Genomic DNA, 22,109 nt, shown 5'->3' on the forward strand with positions numbered 1-22,109 from the left:
TCGTATCATTCAATCTCCGGATTAGCGAGCAAAATGTCCTCTGCGACTTCGCGAAGGTAGGGAAGAAAATCGCTGACTGCTTTGGCTCGCTGTTGAATGTCCTCCCATGAGCGGATGCCAAGATCGGCTGCCATATCATGAAAGGACGGCGTGTACAGGGCATGAAGCTCCGGGGCATCCGCAGCAAGAATTTTGTGGCATCTGGCGAAGGTCGCCATCATCCAGAAGACGGCTTCGCGGTGATAGCCTGATCGTATCAGCTCCCGGCTTCCGTCAATGACGATCGGCCTTGCTGCTGCCGTAATGTCGGAGCTGAAGAAGAACGGTGTGCTTGCAACGGCGGACGCTGCATCGAAGGTACCGGCCAGTTCATTTAAATGCATTTCGACACGCTGGGGACTGAGATTCTCGCATCCGAGCAGCTTCAGCAGGTGCTGATAGTCATCCGCTCGTCTGTATGCCTGAAGAACTTGCTTCGTAGCGAGATAGCGTTTTCGAACCGTTGGATTGCGCAGCGCGGCGACAAGGAGGAGGTGAGTGGTTATTCCCGTCGGGAAAAGCCATGATGTAACCAGATCATGCCACGGTGCGGAAGGATTTATGGAGCCCAGCCCCATCTCGATCGACTGCAGCACATTTTCGCAGCGACGGCGTACCCATGCCCGTTCTGCAAAATGGCGCGATACCTCGCGTTGTACAGCACGCAGATCTCCCGTAGGGTCATCCAGGATCGTGTCCGTCCGTAATCCGCTGGCCAGATGATAGGATGTCAGAACGTTCTTGGCTGATGAAAGCTGAGGCCAGGAGATATAGGTGATCTCGATCAGTGCGCCGTAATGGATTCGTTTTCCCGGTTTAAGGGGCAGGTCTTTCCGGTCCAGTACGACCATGACATCGATATCAGAAGCGGCAGGCAGCTCCTCCTCCTCCGGCAGTTCTATCGTTGAGCCGCTGAAGTACGCCCCCATATACCCTGCTTCCTGGCTGGCGCGGCTGGTCACCCAGTGGACGGCGGCAGCACGTGCATCCTTAACCTTCATGGCATCCTCCCCAAGGCTTCCTTTTTGTTTTGCTCTTCGGCCTGTTGAATTAGTCCCATAAGTAGAAGTTCTGCAGACAGAAGATCGGACTATTTGAGATTTATATTGTCTAAAATATACAGCTTGGATATGCTTATTTCAAGAACCAAGCCCTGCTCATCCCAATTCGGACATAATAGCCCGGACTTAGACTTTAGTTGTCTTTTGATAGTGGGAGCCAGGGGCGTATAATCTATCAAGGGAGTTGAACCAGATGACTACGGAAATATTCTTCTCCTCTCCGAAGCTGGGAGAGATCACTGACGGGCTGTTGCAACGAGTGCTGCATCGCTTTAATCTGGGTGAACTGATCTCATTTGCGCCTACCTCGAAGGGAGTTGGTCAACAGACCCTATTCCTGCAATCCTCCACAGGCGAGTATGTGCTGAAGGGAAATCCGCTTTATCCGGGCCAATTCATCGAGGAGAAATATTATATTGAGCATTTGCGCAGCATGACATCCTTACCGGTTCCGCTGGTCTATATCGTGGATGAAGCAGAGGACATCCTTGGCTGGTCATACGCCATCATGTCCAGGCTATCCGGCGTGCATTTAAGCGATCCTGCAACTTATGCCGGACTCAGTGAGACCGAACGGGATCAAGTTGCCTCTTTACTGGCCGATACACTCGCCCAAATGCAGTGCTGGAAGGCTGACAGTTTCGGAGAATACAAGCCGTTGGAGGGGAGCATCGCTGAATTTCCGGAAGGATACACCTCCTGGCTTTATAAGCGGATCAGGTATTGGCTTAGTGATGCCGGGAATTACTCCATGGTTACTGCTCAGGATCTGGCGTGGATGGAGGATGTACTTAGAGCTTCCGAGCAGGCATTTAATGAGCTTTCTGCCCCGACTTTTGTCATGGGGGATTATAAATTGGATAATTTGCTCTTCCAGCGTCAAGGTGATGCATGGAGCTTAAGCGGGATATTCGACTTTACTACTGGCTATTTCGGTGATGGCTTGGCCGATGTAAGCCGGATCATGAATATGTATCTGGACCGTGGGGAAAGAGAGGTGGCAACCCGGTTTATTCGGAAATATTATCTTCAGACCCCATCCAAATCCGGGTTTGCCGAACGATTTCGGGTACATATGCTGCATCAGCGGGTCTTGGATTGGGGCTGTGCTTACGCCATTAACGAGGTAACCTGGGACAGAGAGCTATCCTTCTCAGCCTGGGTCTCGCCGTTTATTGAACTACCCGAAGTGAAAGGTTAATAGGTAGAATGGGCGCATGAAAAAAACGGGAAATGCGAGTATAATGGGGTTTATATTGTATTCATGTGATAAATGATTAATAACATTAATATAACTTATATTCAGATGTTTTCTATTAATTAATGACATTAATCATGCTGTTTTTACAGCGTTTTTGGTTTTATGACAACTTATGGAGCCCAAAATAAAGGAGCTTTCGGCCCTATGCGAAAGCACCTTTATTTACAGTCTTTTTCTATGTTATAGAGATGACGGTTCCATCCACAATTTCTGTTAAAATTTGCGGTGTGAGCCTGAATACGGCGTTAGGCGTTCCAGCTGCTGCCCAAATTTCTTCGTATTGCAGTAGATCTTCATCTATAAAGGTCTTGATCGGGGAATGATGCCCAACAGGGGGAATCCCACCGATGGCGTAGCCGGTATGCTCAAGCACGAAGTCTGCATCTGCCTTCTCCAGCTTCTCCCCAAGATAAGCTCTAATCGTCTTTTCATTAACCCGATTGGTCCCGCTAGCAATCACTAGGATCGGCTGCTGCGATTGTTTACCTTTAAATATTAAAGACTTGGCGATTTGGCTGACTCTGCAACCGATGGTACGGGCAGCCTCATCCGAGGTGCGGGTGGAGTCCTGCAGCTCAATAACCTGTAGCTCGTGCCCGAAGTCTCGTAGAATGTTTTGTACCTTTTCCGCGCTTTTTTTCAATGGGGCTGACATCTTATTCGCTCCTCCCTGGAATCATTATTGCGACATTATAGTAGATGGAAATCTTATGAAATAGATTGTATAATATATTATATATAAATTCAATATATTGAACAAAATTCGGGAGGATGGTATGAAGGATTTCAACCAAATTATTGGCAACAACCTGCAGCATATCAGAAAGCAAAAAAATATGAGCCTGGACAGAGCGGCTGAGCTTACCGGCGTAAGCAAGGGGATGCTGGCGCAAATCGAGAAGGGGGCGTCCAACCCGACGGTATCGACGTTATGGAAGATCGCAACGGGGTTAAATGTGTCTTTTTCTTATTTTATGGAGGAAGAGGAGCAGGAGATTGAGCATATCGCTCTGAAGGATATTAAACCGATCATGGAAAATGACGGAAAAATGCAAGTGTATCCGCTATTTCCCTATGACCAGAATCGCAGGTTTGAGGTGTTCACCATCGATCTGGAGGCGGGCTGGAACCATATTTCAGAGCCACACAACGAAGGGACAGAGGAGTACATCATTGTTACCGAAGGGGAGATGGAAGTGTGCATTGGGGATTCGACCTATAGGCTGTCTACCGGAGACGCCATAAGATATTTGGCCGATAAGCCCCATTGCTACAGGAACGTCACCGACGTGAGGGTTCGCTTCCAGCACATTATCTTTTATTTTAAATAAGAAGGGCGGGCGGCCTTAGTGCTCTTGTCTCAGCTTCAATCTGCCAAGATCCGGCTGAATATTGTTCATCGCTTTTTTCTTCGTTTCATCCAAGACATGGGTATAGATTTGCGTGGTTGAAATATCCTCATGTCCAAGCAACTCCTGCACGGTACGCAGATCAGCTCCACTGCGTAGTAAATCCGTAGCAAAAGAGTGCCTCAGCTTATGCGCGGACAGCTTCATCCCTTGAAGCTCCGGAAATTCGTCTTGAAGTGCTGTGAAGGTCTTCTCCGCCACCGTTTGCACCATACGCTTACTAATCCGCCGTCCAAATTGGGATATGAACATGGCATATTGATCTTTTTTATTTTTTGGTTCGATCCGTTCGCTCAAGTAATGCTGCAGCAGCTCGTTCATTTCGGCAGGGAGGGGAATGTAACGCCATTTCTCCCCTTTACCGAGTACACCAAGCTCGGCTCGTTCTTTATTAAAATCATGGATATCAAGCCGGACGATTTCGCTGACCCGCAAGCCTGCGTAGGCCATCAGCGCTACGATCGTGATATCTCGGACAACATACTTGCTGTCAATCAGCTGAAGACAAGCATCGAGGAACGGCTTCTCTAAATAGGTAGGCTTCCGATTTTTATCTACTTTTGCTCTTTCAATATTCAAAGCCGGATTGTAGTTTGTCATTTGGAATTTAACCAGTACTTTATAGAAGAGTCGGATCGCCGATTGGCATCGGTTTCGATATCTTGCTCCCGCTCCAGCCTCCCGGACGAGGGTCAGGTGATTCATCACATCAAAATCCGATACCTCGGCAACCTTTTTTCCCTCCAGGTTATGAAGAAAATGCATCACATCGAAGAGATAAGCCTTTTGCGTCTCCTTGGAATATTCGCGGTCTTTCATATAAATCGAAAATAGCTGTAATTCGCGTTCATATTGCTCGGCAATCGCTGTGTTGTTCATCAGAATCGCATCCATTTCATCGTTTAAAAGAGAAATTGCATTAAATCTACATTTAATGCAATTTATATTATAGCAGAAATCCGCTTGAAATGGGCATGGAAAGCTGAGATCGACTCTGTTTTCTCCCTAAGCTATCTTTTTATCTTTGATAGATTACAGTAGTGAACATGCCGCCAGTCGGGTCGGTAAAGTTGTTGGCTACATGATGGGGGATATGACAGTGGAAGGGCCAGATTCCCGGATTGTTGGCGGTAAATTCGATATCGAAGGTTTCGCCCGAGGCGACCGGAATCGTGTTCTTGGTGAGTCGATTACAGGGTGCTATTGTATTGCCATCGGAAGCGCTGATGATAAACTGATGACCATGCAGATGCATCGGATGGGCGTTCATGCCCACATTAGCAAGTCGCAGCTTGACCTGATCTCCAGAGGCTACCGGAAGCGGCGAAGTATAGGGATAACAGCGTCCATTGATTGTAAAGAAGTTAAACATATCGCTAATGGGGTCCAGTGAATAGCTTCCTGGCCGTACGATTCCTTTATCCAGCCCATTAGCATGAAATTCATGCAGCATCATGAAATAATCTGGTCCTGCGGGTGATTGGGTGGGCTCCAAAATGATCAATCCGCCGCTTAATCCCATCATTTCCTGACGAACCGTCTGATAATGAGCATGGTACATATGAGTTCCTGGCGGGTTGACGATCCGGAAGCGGTAATCAAAATAACAACCAGGCTCGATGCGAGGCGAAGGCTCCACTTCGGGGACTCCATCCATGACATTGGGAATATCCAGCCCATGCCAATGCACACTCGTGGCAACGGGAAGGCGGTTGTACACCCGTATGTTCACCCAATCACCCGGACAGACCAGAATCGTTGGCCCAGGTGTAGTTCCGTTATACCCCCATGCCTGGAGAAATACCCCCGGTAATATTTCTTGCTGTACCGGTTCGGCAATCAGCTCAAAGTGCTTAATGCCATCTAGCAGCTGATAGGGTAGATTCGGTACATTGGGCGTAATGACCATTTTTTAACCTCCCAAACTTAAAATCTCTACTAATACATATATGTAATATAAATCTGCGCCATTTTGCTTCTTAAATGTTCGGCTATGGAGAAGGTAAGGAAAGCTTTATTGGCTGCCTTACTAATATTTATTTTCTTCATATTATATATAGAAGCAATGTTTACGCAGCTAGCTGTTCTGACTTTGTTTTTTTATGATTTCTGTATAAAAATAAAATTTACACTTGAACTTTTTCATGAAAAAATGTATATTGGTCTATGCAAATTAGTTATACAGTTTAATTATTAATTGTTTATTAATTTAGCAATTAACTTTCCAATAATGAAATGATTCTATTGGATAAGGAGGGACTTGGTTGGCCATAGATCAAGAAATTTTGGAAGTATCCAACATGTTCAGACTACTCATGAAAAAAGCATCCCAGGATTGGAATCGCGGAGCCTGCAAAATGAATCTCACGTTTCCTCAATTTCAAATTCTGTACAGCTTGAACAGCCGTGGATCTCTTAAGGTATCTGAATTGGCCGATACTCTGAATCTGACCTCTGCAGCCATTACTGGCTTGACCGATAAATTGTGCAGTCAGAATTACGCAGAGAGGGAGAGGGCTACGGATGACAGAAGGGTAGTCTATGTCTCTATTACGGAAGAAGGTGTTAATGCTATCGATGCGGTCAAAGAGACCTATCGAGCCATGATCGAGAGATTGTTCGATCAATTATCCAAAGAGGATATTCAGCATTTAAGGCGGATCTTCGCCCAGATGCTGGTTAATATAGATAACTAACTTAAACAAACCGAGGTGGAAAAGAAAGTCATATGGAGCATTTATCGCTTAAACGTAAAATTACGATCATGATTGCCGTAATGGCCGCCATGTTCTTTGCAGCCATTAACCAGACAATCACAAGTACAGCAATGCCTAGAATCATTGCTATATTGGACGGGATGGATTACTATACCTGGACAATCAACATTTATTTGTTAACTTCGACCATCGCCACGATTCTCGTCGGGAAACTGTCCGACATGTACGGACGCAAGCCGTTCATTCTTATCGGGATATTATTATTCATGATAGGGGCTTTTCTGACCGGTACGTCCCACGATGTATTCCAATTTATCACTTATCGTGGTATTCAAGGGGTTGGCGCAGGTATTATTCAATCAACAGCCTTTACGGCGGTTGGTGACTTATTCGCCCCGAGAGAGCGCGGTAAATGGATGGGCCTGATGACAGCGGTATTCGGTTTCTCCAGTGTACTTGGCCCAACGCTGGGTGGTTACCTGGTTGACCATATCGATTGGCACTGGTTGTTCTGGATCTTCCTTCCACTTGGTGTCGTAGCATTTATTATGATTATGGTTCTATTTCCGAAGGTGGATCGCAAGCCTGGCCAGCATATCGATTACATGGGTTCATTGTTCCTGACGATAGCGATTGTGCCACTGCTGTTAGCATTCTCTTGGGCAGGTACAGAATATGCATGGGGTTCGGTTCAAATTCTCGGATTACTGGCCGTAACGGTTGTAGCAGCAGCTATATTCATTTTTATAGAAGCAAAGGTAAAAGAGCCTGTCCTTCCGTTGCATTTATTTAAGAACAGTGTCGTTACCGTATCTAACCTCATCGGTTTCATCATGAACTTCGGTCTGATGGGCGCGATGATCTATATTTCGTTCTTCGTGCAAGGCGTACTTGGAATTTCACCGACTTATGCAGGGTATGTTACGATCCCGATGTCGCTGTCTATGGTGATCACCAGTGCTGTGACTGGACAGCTCATTGCTAAGACCGGTAAATACAAGCGCTTCGCCTTGATCGGGATTCCGATAATGGTTATCGGGATGACCGGAATGATCTTTATGCATCACATCGCATTTACGATCGCTACGACGATTGTTTTTGGTATCGGTCTTGGTCTGGGTATGCCGGTATTCTCATTGGCAACACAAAACGCCGTATCTCACAAGGAACTGGGCGTCGTAACTGCTTCGACCCAATTGTTCCGGAATCTTGGCGGTACGATCGGGATTGCTGTAATGGGAACCGTTATGTCGAACAGTTTGACCAAAAACTTGAAGAATGCCTTCACCTCTTCGTCAGCACCGGACTTCAGTCAGGTCGATCCACAGCTGGCTCAACAGCTGCAAGGATTTGCGAATCCGACGACCTTGATGAATAAGCCGCTGATCGAGAAAACCATGGCGGAGCTTCCTAAAGAAGTACAGCCGTTGTTCACGCAAATGATCGATACGATCCGCGATGCGCTGAGCAGCACATTATCCACTGTATTTTTCACGGGTGCCCTTGTTCTCTGTGCGGCACTGCTGCTGGCCTTCTTCCTGAAGGAACTGCCGCTGCGCACTTCGAATCAAAGCCATAAAGTGAATGCACAAGCTCCGCAGGGAGAAGAAGCCGCGGTTCAAGCTTAATACGAACTGCAAACTGTAAAACCCCTTCTGTAGGATATAGAAGGGGTTTTTTGTTATGTATTTCTATGAATTCGGGAATCCCATCTCGCAGGACAAATAGATTTCAATTAAATTTGAACAGAATGATAGATTAAGGATATAATGAGGAAATACTATAGAAATATTAATAAATAATGGGGGAGTCGAGTGAGTAGACTTAATAAGTTCATTAAAGTGTGCCTGGCTGCAGCACTAGTGCTTTTGATTGTTTTTTTATGCTCCAAAGTAGAGTTTCTCTTTACACCGATCAGATCATTAACCAAAGTGATTCTGATTCCATTATTGTTATCGGGATTCCTCTATTATATGCTGCGTCCACTGGTGGACTATATGGAGCGGCATAAGATCAAACGGATCATATCCATACTGCTGATTTATCTGGTCTTGGCTATTCTCATTACCGGCTTCATTCTCGGTGTCTGGCCGGCGCTCAGTACTCAGATCACAAATCTGCTGCTTAGTGCCCCGGATTATTTGAACAAATTCAGCCATCAACTTACGGAGCTGGAGCAGACAGGGATCCTTTCGAACTTCATTCCTGAAGATTTCAGCCTGTTATCCAATATGTCTGAATACCTAAACAAGGGCTTCTCCTTATTAAGCAACTATGTATCCGGACTATTCTCGTTCTTCTCCAATTTTGCCATTATTTTGTTCACGACGCCGCTTCTGTTGTTCTACATGTTGAAGGAAGGGAACAAATTCAGCGGCGGAATAGCCCGCTTCTTCCCGAGACATTATTACAAGGATGTCAAAGAGGTAACCGCAGAAATCGACAGCGCGCTTAGCGGGTATATCATTAGCCGGGTGCTGGTCAATGTGGCCCTGGGCATATTGATGTATATTGGCTTCCTCTTCCTTGGATTGCCATATGCTCTGCTGCTTACTGTGATCGCAGTCATTCTTAATTTCATTCCTTTCTTCGGGGCGATTCTGTCCTCTATTCCGATCGTGATTATCGGTTGGATCGAATCACCGTCGATGGCGATCTGGTCGTTGATCATTATTCTCGTGGCTCAACAAATTCAGGATAATCTGATCTCACCTTTGATCTTCGGCAAGAAGCTGGATATCCACCCGATTACGACGATTATTCTCGTTCTGGCCGGCGGCGATTTGTTCGGAATTATCGGGATGTTGATCATCATTCCAGTATATATGTTCTTCAAGATTATTATTGTTAAGATCTACAATCTCTTCTTCAAGAGTCAGTGGGAGGCGGAGGACGATCCTGAGGCTGAACAGCCCGGCGACGCTGCTGATGAACCCGATCAGACGGAAGAACCTTCCGTAGAAACAACTGAAGCCGAATAATACAAAAATCCCGTTGTCTCCAACGAAAGTAGAGAGAACGGGATTTCTTTATGTTTAGACCAAATTAGGAATATCTACACTTGCATCTGTGTCCGCTTCATAATCGACACCTTCAGTTTCGAAGCCGAACAATTGGAAGAAGTCCTGGCGATAGCCGGTCAGGTCCGTCAATTCATCCACATTATCCGTCTCAACCTGCGCCCAGCGCTTCATGACTTCAGCCTGGATATCTTCGCGCATTTCCCAATCGTCAATGCGGATCAAGCTATTCGCATCCTTGGCATTTTCGTTATATAGATGCTCCGAGAACAGACGATACATCTGTTGGATGCAATTTTCATGCAATCCATTCTCCTTCATGACTCTGTACAAAGCAGAGATGTACAAAGGCACTACCGGAATCGCCGAGCTGGATTGGGTAACCAAAGCTTTGTTCACCGATACGAAGGCCCGTCCACCCTTATCCGAGAGAAGAGCCTGCAATTGATGCGCAGATTGCTCCAGATCGTTCTTGGCCTTGCCGATTGATCCTTCACGATAAATCGGGTGGGTAATCTCCGGACCAATATAGGAGTAAGCTACCGTAGTTGCTCCATCAGCGAGCGCGCCAGCCTCCAGAAGCTGGTTGATCCACATCTTCCAGTCTTCACCGCCCATAACGGCGATCGTCTGTCTAACTTCATCTTCTGTAGCTGGTTCGATGCTTGTCATCGATACTTCACCGGTGTGGAAATTCATCGTCTTGTTGGAATAGGGTTCTCCAATCGGTTTGATTACGGACGTAAAAGTTTCACCAGTTTCCGGATGAGTACGACGCGGCGATGCTACACTGTATACGACCAGATCCACTTGTCCGAACTCGGACTTGATCAGATCAATGGTTTTCGCCTTGATCTCATTCGAGAAGGCGTCGCCAACGATGCTGAAGGATTTCAAGCCTTGGCTTTGTGCCGCCTGCTCGAAGGCTGCTGAATTATACCAGCCCGCGGTTGCTGTACGCGCCCCTTCAGCGGCTCTATCGAAGAATACGCCGATCGTATTCGCACCGGCGCCAAACGCTGCGGCAATCCGGGAGGCCAGTCCGTACCCGGTTGAAGCTCCTACGACGAGGACATTGGCAGGTCCTTGAATTTTCTTCTGTGCTTTCACATATGCGATCTGTTGTTCAATTTGTTTTGCGCATCCTTCCGGATGGGCCGTAGTACAAATAAAACCACGAGTCTTCGGCTTAATGATCATGAAGAGATTTCCCCTTTACTATGTAATTAATATTGAATACCAATCATCAACGATCTCTAGAGAATTATAGCAAAATTCACAAGATGAATACAAAGATTATATTTAGCTCAGAGGATACCAGACTCGACTGGCGAACTCCTTTTAAGTTATAATTATTTGATTAGCGCAGCTATGAAGAGTAATAAAGAGCAATGACGAGGAACGATTAGAAAAATATGATGACGGTTTGGGAGAGGAAGCTATATTGAACGGATCATTCAGAATTACAGAAGACTATATCGGCGAAGGGCTTAGAAAGGTACAAGCGAAGCCCGCAGACACAGAAGCAGTTGCCGCACTCCTGATCCAGACAGCCGAATGGCTGCGTAGCAGAGGCTCATCCCAATGGAGCGGTTTGCTGACGGGGGAGGATTCCCATAATACGGCCGGAGCAATCCTGAACGGCGATGTATTCGTCTGCACATCAGAAGACGGGATCGCGGGAATGGTCATTCTCCTGCGGCAGCCAAGCGAGTGGGATCGCCGCCTCTGGGAGTCGAAAGCTTACGATGGAGATGGTGCGCTGTACCTGCATCGGCTCGCGATCAGCCGGAAGTATGCCAGCATCGGGTTAGGCGGCTCGATCTTAAAATGGTGCAAGGACGGTATTCACTTCGACGACAAAGATACCATTCGCCTGGACTGTATTGCGGACAATGCCGCGCTTAACAGCTTTTATAGTAAGAACGGATACACCTGCTTGGGGGAGAAGTCCGGATTTTGCATATATGAGAACAACTTGCATCAGTGATCTATACAAGTCATTTATTTTAAGACTAGCATGTTTAACACAAAGGGGTAGCAGAATGAATAATAAATTTTCCAAAAGAATTCGTGAATTTAAGCCTTCGGGTACGCATCAATTGCTGCAAATGTCAGAGAGACCCGAAGTGATATCCTTCGCTGGCGGATTTCCTGCTCCGGAGCTGTTTCCGGTTGAGGAAATGAAGGTAGTATGTGAAGCCGTATTAAAAGAGCAAGGCCCAGCCTCGCTTCAATATAGTACGACAGAAGGATATATCCCGCTAAGACAAGCGATCTGCGAGAGAATGAGGGACATCGGCGTTGAGTCCGGTTATGAGAATGTGATGATCACCTCAGGTTCACAGCAGGCGATTGATTTGACCGGCAAGCTCTTCATCGATGAAGGGGATATCATTATTTGCGAGAGCCCTACTTATCTGGCGGCGATTAACGCCTTCAAGGTATACAACCCAAGATTCGTTGAAGTCGATATGGATGAAGACGGGATGATCATGGAAGAGCTGGAGAAGAAACTGCAGGCCCATCCCGAGGTGAAGTTCATCTACACGATTCCGGACTTCCAGAATCCAACCGGCCGCACGCTGAAGCTGGAGAGAAGAGAGAGAATGGTGCAGCTGGCCAATCAGTATGACGTTGTCATCCTTGAGGATAATCCTTACGGAGCGATAAGGTTTGCAGGAGAGCCTCTGCCGCCGCTAAAGCATTTTGATACAGAAGGCAGGGTTATTTATCTAAGTACCTTCTCTAAAATATTCTCTCCGGGATTGCGACTCGGCTGGATTTGTGCCGACGAAACGTTTATGGCCAGATACGTATCGTTAAAGGAATCCGCTGATCTGCACACCGACAGCTTCGCACAGAGAGTGGCGGCTAAATATATAGAGATGTACGATCTGGAGACGCATATTGAGAAGATCAGAGCGGTTTATAAAGAAAGATACAGTGCGATGGTCTCCTGTATTAAGGCGTATCTCCCGCCTAGTGTGTCTTACAGCACGCCACAGGGAGGCCTGTTTATATGGCTGGAGCTGCCCAAGTCCATCGATTCCGCAGAGCTGCTTCAGGACTGCTTGCGCAATCATGTCGCCTTTGTCTCCGGCGCTTCCTTTTTCCCGAACGGTGGGGGACATCATACGCTGCGCTTGAATTTCTCCAATATGTCAAACGAGAATATTGCCGAAGGCATTAGACGCCTGGCCGATGTGTTGCGAAGCAAATTATAGACAATTCTAAGTCTAAGTTTACGTAATAAATATTATGTAAACCTCAAGTCGCAAGCCACAAATACAAGCTCCATGTATTTCTACATCAAAATAAAGAAAAAGGTCGAGTTAAATGGCATTTAAGCCTAACTCGACCTTTCTTTTTTCATCATATAAGAGCTGCTGATACTACCTAGGGAGCTGTTATCCTTTAATAGCACCTTCAGTCAGACCCTTTTGAATATATTTGGAGATAAAGAGATAGACGATGAGAACCGGAATAACCGTCAATGTGACCGCTGTAGCCATCAAGCCGAAGTCCGTGCCATATTGCGAGCTGATTTCATTCAACAGGGCGACGATCGGACGGACGTTCTCTTTATTGACGAAGATCAATGCCGAGAACAGATCGTTATAGGACCACAGAAATACGAATATGCTGGCCGAAGCAAAGACAGGTTGAGAGATTGGTACGAACACTTTGTAGAACATTTGCCAGCGGTTCGATCCATCCATAAATGCGGCTTCCTCCAGCTCCTTAGGAATCGTAGCCATGTAGCCGGCCATTACGAGAATGGCAAAGGTCAGGTTGCCTGCCGTATGGGGGAGAATCAGCCCCCAGTACGTATTAACAATACTGGTCTTAATCAACAGCTCGTACACAGGTACGACGGTGGCAAATGCCGGAATCAAGAGCGTTGCATAGAGCAGGGAATAGATCGCTTTTTTCCCGGTAAAATGGAATCTGGACAGCACGTAAGCAGCTAATCCGCCAAAGATAAGCACCAGGATGACCGTGGACCCGGACATGATCAGACTATTAATATAGCTCTTGCCAATATTAATCCGGTCGAGGGCGGTTGTATAGTTCACAAAAGTAGGCTGCCAAGCCACGCTGAACGAGTTGTTCATGACATCTCTGGACACTTTAAACGAGTTGTTCACGATCCAGAATAATGGGTAAATCGTCGTCATTGCCCATGCAGTCAAGACGACATATATCAAGACGGTACTCAGCTTGAACCGCCTGAATTCTCCACGCTGGACATTAGGTTTCACTGAAATTGTTGGTTCCATAACTGTACACCCCTATATGGCTTAGTATGTAATCTCGTCTCTTTTTAACAAACGATTGGCTAACAAGGCCAGCAATACACCGAAAATCACCATATAAATCGCTACGGCTGAACCATAGCCAAAGTTCTGGTCGACCATAGCCTTCTTGTACATGTACGTCCCCAGTACTTCAGAGCCGTTCTGCCCGCTCGTAATGACCCATACAAACTCGAACACCTTAAGCGTCCCTGTAATAGCCAAAGTAATAACGACTTTAATGTCGCTCATAATAAGTGGAATTGTCAGCTTAGTCGTTCGTTTGAAGGCGCCAATGCCTTCCAGACGGGCTGCTTCATAATAATCCGATGGAATCTTCGACATCGCGGTTAAGAACAGTATGAAATAGAAGCCTACATAATGCCATACGGTAGGAATCGCTACCGCTTTTAGTGCATTTCCTTCATCCAGCCAGAGTACCTTGTCGATTCCGAAATTCGCCAGCAGATTGTTGAGTAAGCCGAAATTGTAGTTGTAGAAAAGCACGAACAGCAGCGAGATCGCTGTTCCGGAAATGACGACCGGGAAGAAGAAAACCGTGCGATAGAAAGCTTTTAATCTGCTTATCCCTTCCACAAGAACCGCCAATATAAGTGCAATTCCGACCTGGAACAGAAGCACATACAGCATCAGCTCCAGCGTGTGCAGGGTAGCTGCGCCAAGCAGGTTATCCGTAAATAAACGCTCAAAGTTGTCCCAGCCGACAAATTTTTTGTCGAAGAAGCCCTTGGTACGAAAGAAGCTGAGATAAAAGCTCTTAAAGAACGGATAATACAGAAATAGCCCCATAAGCACTGCTGACGGAAGGAGAAACATGAAGATATATTTACGATCGCCCTTCATAATCATCACCTTTGTTGTTGTGTATTTTGTTGAATCTACCAATTTGAAAACGGCTGCGCCGCCCGGGGATAAAGCGATTGGGCGGCGCACATCCGTTTATTTAGTTTGGGTGGAGGGGAGGTAAAGTTTACTTTTTATTTGCATCTTCCACTTTCTTAGCACTTTCGATCGCTTGAGCAGGGGTCTTCTTGCCTGTTACAACCTGCTGCACGCTAGCACGAAGGTCTGAGAAAGTTTCAGGAGCAACCTTACTGTCTACCGGCGAATTGATCGAATCTGCTTTGGCAGCCATTGCAAATCCGTCGAGGGCTACTTGAGGAAGTCCAGTAAGCTCTACTTCAGCAGCCGGTGTTCCTCCGTTAGCACTGGCAATCTTCTGAATGCTAGCCGGAGATGTCAGATGTTTCATCAATGCAACTACAGTGTCTTTCTTCGCGGCATTATCATAAGCTGCCTTGGAGATATAGAAGCCGGAACCAAATCCGCCGACCACATTGTTGCCGCTTCCAGCGCCGCCAGGAACTTGCGGGAATGGAATAACGGTAGCGTTATTTCTGGTTTCCTCACTCCAACCGCCAATCGCCCATGAACCTTCAATGGTCATCGCAGCAAGTCCTTCGCTGAAGTAGTTGCCGGACATGCTCAGATCAATCGTTGCCGCATCTTTAGGGAAGGCGCCCAGGTCATACAGCTCTTTCATCGCAGCGTATGCCTTTTCCCAGTTTGGATCTACATCATCCTTCAAGCCTTTATTTTGACTTTCAGGGCCGGCAGCCGACAGAATTGTATATTCAATCATGTAGTGAGATTGGTCAAATGGTACTGACAACGGGATAATTCCTTTAGCCGATAGCGTCTTCGCCGCAGTGGTCAGTTTATCCCAATCCGTTGGCAATTCCAGGCCATTATCTGCAAAGATCTTCTTATTCACGAAGAGACCTTCGTAGAACCCGGTCAACGGGACAGCATAGATATTTCCGTCAGCCTGCTTCGCAAAACCAAGTGCACTTGGCGCAAATCCGTTCTTCCATTCGGCATCAGCGTCCAGGATCTCATTGAGCGGAACGACCTTGCCTGCATCAACAAAACCTTCAGCATCAGCTCCAATGAAGTAGAAGAGGAGATCCGGCTCGTTGCCGCTAGTCATATCTGTATTTACCTTCGTACGGAAACCGTCGTCATTAGCCGACATGGTGTCATTTTCAACAGTCACATTAGGGTTGGCGGCTGTAAATTCGTCAATCGCTTGTTGGAAAGCTTCACGAGCGGCGTCAGTTCCTCCAAACGTGGAGAATACACGCAGCTTAACAGGATCGGCCTCTTTCTTCGTTTCCTCCTGTTTTGTATCCGTTGTATTGTTCTTGTTCGCATTTCCATCCGCAGATGTGTTGCTTCCGTTCTTGCTGCTTCCGCACGCTGCTAAGAACATAGAGAGGAGCAAGAGCAGGCTCAGAAGCATAAATGAATACTTTTTCAACACAATTCCCCCTAAAAGTATAATGTATGCGGTTTCTTTAGCTGCTAAGGAAAATATTAACTGATGTTCTAATTTCAAGACAGGGGGATATTTCTATAATATAGGGGTAATTTTTTCTAACGAAATGATAAATTTGCTTATAAATAAGGAATAATTCTCAAATGAGCTTGGATTTCGCATTTGCATTATTATCAATTGAGTAGTAAAGTGATAATATAAACGGTGCTGAGGAGGGACGTTAGATGCAGGAGAATACTTTAGGTACGTTAATTTGGCTGCGTTTAGTGAAATTTACAAACCAAAGCAACCAAATGTCGAATGAATTTCTGAAACGTTTTAACTTGACGACGGCCCAATTCGATGTGCTGATGCAGATCCGGACTTATCAGCCGCTTACGCAAATGGAGCTGGCTGAACGAGTGACGGTGACTCAAGGTGGCATATCGCGCATGCTGGTTCGGCTTGAGAATGAAGGTTACATCCAACGCAAATGTGACTGGAAGACGAAGACCATCAGCCTGACAGAGAAGGGGGAAGGAATCCTGGATCAGGCTATGCCGGAGCAGCTTAAATTTCAGTCGTCTTTCTTTGAAGAGGTTTTAACGGAAGACGAACAAAAAACACTTTATACACTTATGACGATGGTTCATAAAAATAGCAAAAAAAAGGAATTACCAACAGAGTAGTATTTTTACTCTATCACTTGACTAATCAATTCATGCTGGGAGGAATAGAAAATGCACACCATTTCCGGACATCATCATATTTCAATGCTTAGCAAAAACGCAAAAATAATTAACGATTTCTATCAGCAAGTTTTGGGGCTCCGCAGGGTGAAGAAGACTGTGAATCAGGACGATCCTTCCATGTATCATTTGTTCTTCGGGGATCGGAGTGGAAGCGCGGGCACAGAGCTCACCTTTTTTGAAATGCCCAACATAGGCGGCACGGTTCGCGGAAGCAATGCCATTACGCAAATCGGACTGCTGGTTCCGTCATATGAGAGCCTGGTTTACTGGAAAGAGCGGTTCGAACGCCTGGCGGTAAATCATGGGGAAATAACGAGCTATGCAGGACGGGATGCGCTGCATTTTGAGGATCAGGAAGGCCTGCGCATGGTACTGCTAAATAATAACGGCGAGAAGGTTCCTAATACCTGGCAGGCCTGGACAGGCTCCGAGGTGGACCCTCAGCATCTTATTCTGGGAATGGGGACGATTGAGATCACGGTTCGTCATTTGGATCGGCTTGCCAACACGCTGACAGAGTTATTCGGTTACGTTGAAGCTTCTCATTCCGATAAGGAGGCAATTTACCAATCTGTCGCCGGGCAGTCCTTCGGGGAAATTCTTATTCGACAAGATCTCGGGCCCAGAGAGAAGCCGGGAAAAGGAAGCATTCATCATTTAGCGATACGGGCTAAGAATGAAGAGGAGCTGCGTGATTGGGAAGCGGCGGTAAACGAACGCGGATTTTATACTTCGGGGGTTGTAGATCGGTTTTATTTCAAAAGTTTGTATTTTCGCGAATCAAACGGGATTTTATTTGAAATTGCTACGGACGGACCTGGATTCACTGCTGATTCAAGACTTGAAGAACTGGGGAAAGATTTAAGCCTGCCGCCATTTTTGGAAGGGCGACGCGCAGAAATTGTGCAGAATTTGCTGCCAATCGATGAAATAGGGGAGAAAAAGTGACTTCGTTCAAAGTCATATCTTCACACATCTTTGAAGCGAAGTCACTTCTTGTTCAGGAAAGGCCAGGCCTATTGCCGATGCTGATTCATATATCCCATGGACGGGCCTGGAATCGATTGGTTCGTATTGTACTGAGGCTGCATATAAGTTGCCGACTGGGACATTGTGCTGCTCATTTGCTGAGCCAGGTTAGAGATTTGCTGCAGCTGCTGAATGGCTGTTTGGTGACCTTGAAGCGCGGTCTGAATGACTTGCACAGCTTGCCGCTCACGTTGAGCCAGCTGTTCTAGCTGCATAGCATTGCTCTCTTCCTGACGCATAAGCTGCTGATAAGCCATCGAAGCCTGGTTCGTCTGCTGCTTTAATTGCTGAATCAGCTGTGAAATCTGCTGGGCTTGTGAATTCTGATTCACTTGATTCCCTCCAAGTACTGTAGTTGAATTCTGAGATATTATGTCAGGAATCGAAATGATTTATACAGCAATCCAGTTGCGAAAAGAATTATATCACATTAATGTTTCATTATATTAATTAATAGAAACAGGATTAAGAGCATGAGGCTACCGATGGATGCTATAATAGTCTATACAACTAAAGTTAAAAGGAGCGCTTGGCCTTGAACGTTCATATGGATCCATTTACAGAAAAGAAGCTGAATGAATATATGGGAGCACGTCCCGGTTACTTTAAACTGTTCTATGACACGGAAGATTGCGGCTGCAATGGCGTCCTGACCCTTCAGATTATTGATCAGCCGCTTGATACGGATGTTAAAGTAGAAGCTGATGCGTTCGAGCTGTATGTTGACCGTCAGCAGCAGAGCTTGTTCGATCAGACGATGAAGATCATCGCAGATCCGAACTATCCTTCGTTCACCGTTCGCAGTGATGCTTCATTGTTCAGCAGCAACGTCAGAATAAAGGACCTGCGACAAATTTAATGAAAGACCAATAAGACCACCAGGGGGTGGTCTTTTATGATGTCGTATAGTTTACATAACTATCATTACGTCAACTATATGATAATTGAAGCTCCCCGTACGACCAGGGCATCCAATAAGGACATGGATGAAATGACGCCTTTCATACTATTTGGTGGATGTCGAACCCTGTCGCGTTTTACGCAGCTTGGAGAAGCTATCTCCAGGTTTAGTCAGACTAACGCCCAAGACTCCGATCAAGACCATAGCAGCACCGATGAGATGGTAGTATGCGAGCTGCTCTTTAAGGAAGATGGCCCCTCCGATAATCGTAAATATAGTCCCTACATTGCTGAATATACTCATTTTTGAAGCTTCCATGTACTTTAGAGCATAATTAGCCAGCAAAGAGGTTATGAGCGATGACAATATACCAAGGTAGAGAATAGACAGGATAAATGACGGCGCAGTAAAGGCATCAAAGTAATGATTTATGCTGCCCTGAACACCATGGCGAATCACAGAGATCCCATTAAAGGATAGGGCACCGATCAAGGACATAACAAACGTAATATCCAGCAGATGAATCTTCTGCGTAATTTTACGAGCAAGCACACTATATGACGAGAAGGACAGCGCAGATAACAAAATAAGTACGATGCCCAGGCTGCTGGACGAATTTAACTGCACGCCTTTCATTACGAAAATAAACACAATGCCGGCAACAGTTAACACAGTGAATAATTTCTGCAGCAGGCTGGAGCGTTCTTTGAGAAATACCGAAGCCAGCAGCATCGTAAAAATGGGAACTAGCGCATTTACGATCCCGGCCTCGGATGAGGTTGTATATACCAACCCGAAGGTCTGCAGTACAAAGAAAAGAAACGGATAGAACAGAGCCAGCGGAATTAAGGTTAGCAGGCTCCTTAAGTCCAGTTGAATGCGACGTCGCTTGATAACCATTAAAATAGCAGTAGCTATGAACGCTATCGTAAACCGATGGGCAAGCGTGTCCAAGGGCTGAGAACCCTGGAGCGCTAATTTAACAAAAAGAAATGAAAAACCAATAATCAAAGCATTGAATATAGCCGCTGTATAAGCGAGCTTCGTTTGCCGACTTTGCACGGATACTCCTCCTCAATAAATTGCTTCAAATAGATGTATGGATCATCAAACGGCTCACCCTTATAGTAAGGTGGGAAGGGTTGTGCTACAATAGCCAAAAAGTTTATCTGTACCGGTACAGATGGCGAGAAGGAGTTGATTCGATTGCTAAAATACATACATCTGTCTGATGAACTCGAAAGCGGCATTCGAAATGGAACGTTCCGGCAGGGGAGCAAACTTCCTTCAATCCAGACATTGGCCAAGCAATATGGCTATAGCAAAAGCACGGTGCTGGCTGCTCTCAATGAGCTGATGCGACGCCATATGATCTATTCAGTATCCCGAAGTGGCTATTATGTCGTACAGAAGAGCAGCCGGGGCGAAGGGAAGGAGCCGGCCATGATCGACTTCGCCACTTCTGCGCCAGACCCGGAACTATTCCCTTATCTCGATTTCCAGCATTGCATTAACAAAGCGATCGATATGTACAAGAATGACTTATTCTTATATGGAACGCCGCAAGGATTGCCTTCGCTAATCAAGGTGATGCGCCAGCAGCTGGCAGAATCCCAAGTATTCGCGTTGGAGCGCAGCATCGTCATCACTTCTGGCGTACAGCTGGCTCTAGCCGTGCTGACTTTACTTCCTTTTCCCAATGGAAAGCAGACCATACTCATCGAACAGCCAGGTTATCATCTATACATCGATCATCTTCGGACACACAGGCTGCCGGTGCAAGGGATCTATCGCACAGCTCAAGGGATAGATATGCATCGGTTGGAAGAGCTGTTCAAGACAGGGGATATTAAATTTTTCTATACTATCCCTCGCTTGCATTCCCCTCTAGGGGCGTCTTACACTCCGCAGCAGAAAAAAGAGATCGTTGCACTGGCCCATAAATATGACGTCTATGTCGTAGAGGATGATTATATGGCTGATCTGGAGCAAGACGGCAAATCGGATCCTTTATTTGCGTATGATACGTATTCACGTGTGATTTACTTAAAGAGCTTCTCCAAGATCATTTTTCCGGGACTGCGTATCGGCATTGTGGTACTGCCCGATCCCCTGAACGAACGGTTCATCCGATATAAGCGCTCTATCGATATTGACAGTTCCATGCTCTCCCAGGGCGCACTCGAAATATATATCCAGAGCGGGATGTTCGCCCGCCATAAAGAGCAGATGCGCAGCCTGTATTTCTCGCGGGCAAAGCGGCTTGATGCGGCGCTGAGGCGTGAGAGTGAACGTAGTGAGGGGATATTCCATTACGATCCATCGAAATATCCAGGCATTCATACCCATCTGGTTCTGGGGGAGCATCTATCGGTGCCGCAGATTATAAAGCAATCGAAGAAGCGGTCCATTCTCCTCGAACCGATGGATAAGCATTATTGGCCTGGTTATTTGCAAAGAAATCTCATCAAGCTGAACGCCAGCCATGTATCCGAGGGACGAATCGATACAGGAATTGCCCAATTGGCGGATATACTCCGCAGCCTGAAAGCTTGAATATCAGGTCCGGATTCTGTTACGATCAGACGGATTGGTTATGACTTCAGTCCACATATTACATTCAGGTAGGAGAGTAGAGAGAGATGGCAACGAATAAAGAGAAAATGCTGGCAGGCAAGCTCTACATGGCAGGTACAGGGGAATTGGCCCAGGATAGCAAGAAGTCCCGCATGCTTACGCGCTTGTTCAATAACACGACAGAGGAACAAAAAGATTATAGAGGGCAGATTCTCAGAGATTTATTCGAATCGGTAGGAGAGTCGGTGTACATCGAACCTCCTTTCCGCTGTGACTACGGCTGCAACATTTCGGTTGGTGACAATTTCTATGCTAATTTTGATTGCATTATTCTGGACGTAGCCAAGGTGAAGATCGGCCGCAATGTTCTGTTCGGACCGAGAGTTAGCGTATTTACGGCCGGACATCCCGTTGATGCAGACGTGCGAAATACGCTGCTGGAATTCGGGACACCAATTACGATCGGCGATAATGTATGGGTCGGAGGAAATACCGTCATTAATCCCGGGGTAACGATAGGGAATAACGTCATTATCGGCTCCGGCTCCGTCGTAACCAAGGATATTCCGGATGGTGTCATTTCGGTTGGCAATCCTTGCCGAGTGCTCAGAGCTATAACCGAAGCAGACAAGAATCACTGGGAAAAGATGAAAGAAGAATACTACGCGGATATCGAAGACTAGGCTTACTTCGCTGAATCCCTCTCC

The 22,109-nt window shown here is 46.3% G+C and carries 22 protein-coding genes; 12 read left to right on the forward strand and 10 right to left on the reverse strand.

The window, feature by feature from the left end:
- Positions 1-5 precede the first annotated feature (5 nt).
- A complete protein-coding gene (locus tag DMN77_RS19530; RefSeq protein WP_179016076.1) occupies positions 6-1,040 on the reverse strand; it encodes a hypothetical protein in 1,035 nt (344 codons plus the stop codon).
- 253 nt (positions 1,041-1,293) lie between these two features.
- Here DMN77_RS19530 and DMN77_RS19535 point away from each other — a divergent pair, with 253 nt between their 5' ends.
- On the forward strand, positions 1,294-2,301 hold the full coding sequence (locus DMN77_RS19535; RefSeq protein WP_179016077.1) for a phosphotransferase family protein: 1,008 nt from the start codon (positions 1,294-1,296) through the stop codon (positions 2,299-2,301).
- 235 nt (positions 2,302-2,536) lie between these two features.
- Here DMN77_RS19535 and DMN77_RS19540 read toward each other — a convergent pair whose 3' ends face one another.
- Complete coding sequence (locus DMN77_RS19540; RefSeq protein WP_068781146.1) at positions 2,537-3,016, reverse strand: YbaK/EbsC family protein; 480 nt, start codon at positions 3,014-3,016, stop codon at positions 2,537-2,539.
- 121 nt (positions 3,017-3,137) lie between these two features.
- Here DMN77_RS19540 and DMN77_RS19545 point away from each other — a divergent pair, with 121 nt between their 5' ends.
- Positions 3,138-3,692, forward strand: a complete 555-nt coding sequence (locus DMN77_RS19545) for a helix-turn-helix domain-containing protein (RefSeq protein WP_068781147.1) — start codon at positions 3,138-3,140, stop codon at positions 3,690-3,692.
- 15 nt (positions 3,693-3,707) lie between these two features.
- On the opposite strand, the gene DMN77_RS19550 is transcribed toward DMN77_RS19545, so the two are convergent.
- Together DMN77_RS19550 and DMN77_RS19555 are read right to left on the reverse strand one after the other, a co-directional pair.
- Positions 3,708-4,649, reverse strand: coding sequence for a tyrosine-type recombinase/integrase (locus DMN77_RS19550; RefSeq protein ID WP_068781148.1), 942 nt, complete (start codon positions 4,647-4,649; stop codon positions 3,708-3,710).
- 139 nt (positions 4,650-4,788) lie between these two features.
- Positions 4,789-5,679 carry a multicopper oxidase family protein gene (locus DMN77_RS19555; RefSeq protein WP_068781149.1) on the reverse strand — a complete coding sequence of 297 codons (891 nt, stop codon included), beginning with the start codon at positions 5,677-5,679 and terminating at the stop codon, positions 4,789-4,791.
- Positions 5,680-6,034: 355 nt separating this feature from the next.
- On the opposite strand from DMN77_RS19555, the gene DMN77_RS19560 reads away from it, so the two are divergent.
- The 3 genes from DMN77_RS19560 to DMN77_RS19570 all read left to right on the forward strand — a co-directional run bounded on the left by DMN77_RS19560 (position 6,035) and on the right by DMN77_RS19570 (position 9,468).
- Complete coding sequence (locus tag DMN77_RS19560) at positions 6,035-6,466, forward strand: MarR family winged helix-turn-helix transcriptional regulator (RefSeq protein ID WP_148466606.1); 432 nt, start codon at positions 6,035-6,037, stop codon at positions 6,464-6,466.
- 32 nt (positions 6,467-6,498) lie between these two features.
- Complete coding sequence (locus tag DMN77_RS19565; protein ID WP_068781151.1) at positions 6,499-8,115, forward strand: MDR family MFS transporter; 1,617 nt, start codon at positions 6,499-6,501, stop codon at positions 8,113-8,115.
- 186 nt (positions 8,116-8,301) lie between these two features.
- Positions 8,302-9,468, forward strand: a complete 1,167-nt coding sequence (locus DMN77_RS19570) for an AI-2E family transporter (protein ID WP_069188369.1) — start codon at positions 8,302-8,304, stop codon at positions 9,466-9,468.
- 54 nt (positions 9,469-9,522) lie between these two features.
- Here the strand turns inward: DMN77_RS19570 and fabV are convergent, their stop codons facing one another.
- Entirely contained in the window at positions 9,523-10,707 is a 1,185-nt protein-coding gene (gene fabV / locus DMN77_RS19575; RefSeq protein WP_179016078.1) for an enoyl-ACP reductase FabV, read from the reverse strand.
- A 244-nt stretch (positions 10,708-10,951) separates the two neighbouring features.
- On the opposite strand from fabV, the gene DMN77_RS19580 reads away from it, so the two are divergent.
- Positions 10,952-11,497, forward strand: a complete 546-nt coding sequence (locus DMN77_RS19580; protein WP_256872497.1) for a GNAT family N-acetyltransferase — start codon at positions 10,952-10,954, stop codon at positions 11,495-11,497.
- A 55-nt stretch (positions 11,498-11,552) separates the two neighbouring features.
- Positions 11,553-12,734: an aminotransferase-like domain-containing protein gene (locus DMN77_RS19585; protein ID WP_179016079.1), complete on the forward strand. Its 1,182-nt coding sequence runs from the start codon at positions 11,553-11,555 to the stop codon at positions 12,732-12,734.
- A gap of 183 nt (positions 12,735-12,917) precedes the next feature.
- Here DMN77_RS19585 and DMN77_RS19590 read toward each other — a convergent pair whose 3' ends face one another.
- The 3 genes from DMN77_RS19590 to DMN77_RS19600 form a co-directional block, all read right to left on the reverse strand.
- Positions 12,918-13,790 carry a carbohydrate ABC transporter permease gene (locus DMN77_RS19590; protein WP_068781154.1) on the reverse strand — a complete coding sequence of 291 codons (873 nt, stop codon included), beginning with the start codon at positions 13,788-13,790 and terminating at the stop codon, positions 12,918-12,920.
- A gap of 21 nt (positions 13,791-13,811) precedes the next feature.
- Positions 13,812-14,669, reverse strand: coding sequence for a carbohydrate ABC transporter permease (locus DMN77_RS19595; protein ID WP_068781155.1), 858 nt, complete (start codon positions 14,667-14,669; stop codon positions 13,812-13,814).
- Between the two features lie 127 nt (positions 14,670-14,796).
- Positions 14,797-16,146 (reverse strand): ABC transporter substrate-binding protein, encoded by a 1,350-nt coding sequence (locus DMN77_RS19600; RefSeq protein ID WP_068781156.1) that lies wholly within the window; start codon positions 16,144-16,146, stop codon positions 14,797-14,799.
- Positions 16,147-16,388: 242 nt separating this feature from the next.
- On the opposite strand from DMN77_RS19600, the gene DMN77_RS19605 reads away from it, so the two are divergent.
- Both DMN77_RS19605 and DMN77_RS19610 read left to right on the forward strand, forming a co-directional pair.
- Positions 16,389-16,832 carry a MarR family winged helix-turn-helix transcriptional regulator gene (locus DMN77_RS19605; protein WP_179016080.1) on the forward strand — a complete coding sequence of 148 codons (444 nt, stop codon included), beginning with the start codon at positions 16,389-16,391 and terminating at the stop codon, positions 16,830-16,832.
- Between the two features lie 51 nt (positions 16,833-16,883).
- Positions 16,884-17,843: a ring-cleaving dioxygenase gene (locus tag DMN77_RS19610; protein ID WP_179016081.1), complete on the forward strand. Its 960-nt coding sequence runs from the start codon at positions 16,884-16,886 to the stop codon at positions 17,841-17,843.
- Between the two features lie 68 nt (positions 17,844-17,911).
- On the opposite strand, the gene DMN77_RS19615 is transcribed toward DMN77_RS19610, so the two are convergent.
- On the reverse strand, positions 17,912-18,256 hold the full coding sequence (locus DMN77_RS19615) for a hypothetical protein (protein ID WP_179016082.1): 345 nt from the start codon (positions 18,254-18,256) through the stop codon (positions 17,912-17,914).
- A 203-nt stretch (positions 18,257-18,459) separates the two neighbouring features.
- Here DMN77_RS19615 and DMN77_RS19620 point away from each other — a divergent pair, with 203 nt between their 5' ends.
- On the forward strand, positions 18,460-18,783 hold the full coding sequence (locus tag DMN77_RS19620; RefSeq protein WP_229521035.1) for an iron-sulfur cluster biosynthesis family protein: 324 nt from the start codon (positions 18,460-18,462) through the stop codon (positions 18,781-18,783).
- A gap of 147 nt (positions 18,784-18,930) precedes the next feature.
- On the opposite strand, the gene DMN77_RS19625 is transcribed toward DMN77_RS19620, so the two are convergent.
- A complete protein-coding gene (locus DMN77_RS19625; protein ID WP_179016083.1) occupies positions 18,931-19,887 on the reverse strand; it encodes a DMT family transporter in 957 nt (318 codons plus the stop codon).
- 144 nt (positions 19,888-20,031) lie between these two features.
- Between DMN77_RS19625 and DMN77_RS19630 the strand changes: the two genes are divergently transcribed.
- On the forward strand, positions 20,032-21,381 hold the full coding sequence (locus DMN77_RS19630; RefSeq protein ID WP_179016084.1) for an aminotransferase-like domain-containing protein: 1,350 nt from the start codon (positions 20,032-20,034) through the stop codon (positions 21,379-21,381).
- Positions 21,382-21,467: 86 nt separating this feature from the next.
- Complete coding sequence (locus DMN77_RS19635) at positions 21,468-22,085, forward strand: sugar O-acetyltransferase (RefSeq protein ID WP_179016085.1); 618 nt, start codon at positions 21,468-21,470, stop codon at positions 22,083-22,085.
- Positions 22,086-22,109 lie beyond the last annotated feature (24 nt).

Source organism: Paenibacillus sp. 79R4 (assembly GCF_013393165.1).
Lineage (GTDB): Bacteria > Bacillota > Bacilli > Paenibacillales > Paenibacillaceae > Fontibacillus.

What these genes read in the sequence shown, in the direction of transcription:
- fabV (WP_179016078.1), bottom strand. Translation starts at nt 10,707, where the DNA reads ATGATCATTAAGCCGAAGACTCGTGGTTTTATTTGTACTACGGCCCAT.
- DMN77_RS19565 (WP_068781151.1), top strand. Translation starts at nt 6,499, where the DNA reads ATGGAGCATTTATCGCTTAAACGTAAAATTACGATCATGATTGCCGTA.
- DMN77_RS19550 (WP_068781148.1), bottom strand. Translation starts at nt 4,649, where the DNA reads ATGAACAACACAGCGATTGCCGAGCAATATGAACGCGAATTACAGCTA.
- DMN77_RS19545 (WP_068781147.1), top strand. Translation starts at nt 3,138, where the DNA reads ATGAAGGATTTCAACCAAATTATTGGCAACAACCTGCAGCATATCAGA.
- DMN77_RS19555 (WP_068781149.1), bottom strand. Translation starts at nt 5,679, where the DNA reads ATGGTCATTACGCCCAATGTACCGAATCTACCCTATCAGCTGCTAGAT.
- DMN77_RS19605 (WP_179016080.1), top strand. Translation starts at nt 16,389, where the DNA reads ATGCAGGAGAATACTTTAGGTACGTTAATTTGGCTGCGTTTAGTGAAA.
- DMN77_RS19590 (WP_068781154.1), bottom strand. Translation starts at nt 13,790, where the DNA reads ATGGAACCAACAATTTCAGTGAAACCTAATGTCCAGCGTGGAGAATTC.
- DMN77_RS19585 (WP_179016079.1), top strand. Translation starts at nt 11,553, where the DNA reads ATGAATAATAAATTTTCCAAAAGAATTCGTGAATTTAAGCCTTCGGGT.
- DMN77_RS19610 (WP_179016081.1), top strand. Translation starts at nt 16,884, where the DNA reads ATGCACACCATTTCCGGACATCATCATATTTCAATGCTTAGCAAAAAC.
- DMN77_RS19635 (WP_179016085.1), top strand. Translation starts at nt 21,468, where the DNA reads ATGGCAACGAATAAAGAGAAAATGCTGGCAGGCAAGCTCTACATGGCA.
- DMN77_RS19540 (WP_068781146.1), bottom strand. Translation starts at nt 3,016, where the DNA reads ATGTCAGCCCCATTGAAAAAAAGCGCGGAAAAGGTACAAAACATTCTA.
- DMN77_RS19595 (WP_068781155.1), bottom strand. Translation starts at nt 14,669, where the DNA reads ATGAAGGGCGATCGTAAATATATCTTCATGTTTCTCCTTCCGTCAGCA.
- DMN77_RS19535 (WP_179016077.1), top strand. Translation starts at nt 1,294, where the DNA reads ATGACTACGGAAATATTCTTCTCCTCTCCGAAGCTGGGAGAGATCACT.
- DMN77_RS19530 (WP_179016076.1), bottom strand. Translation starts at nt 1,040, where the DNA reads ATGAAGGTTAAGGATGCACGTGCTGCCGCCGTCCACTGGGTGACCAGC.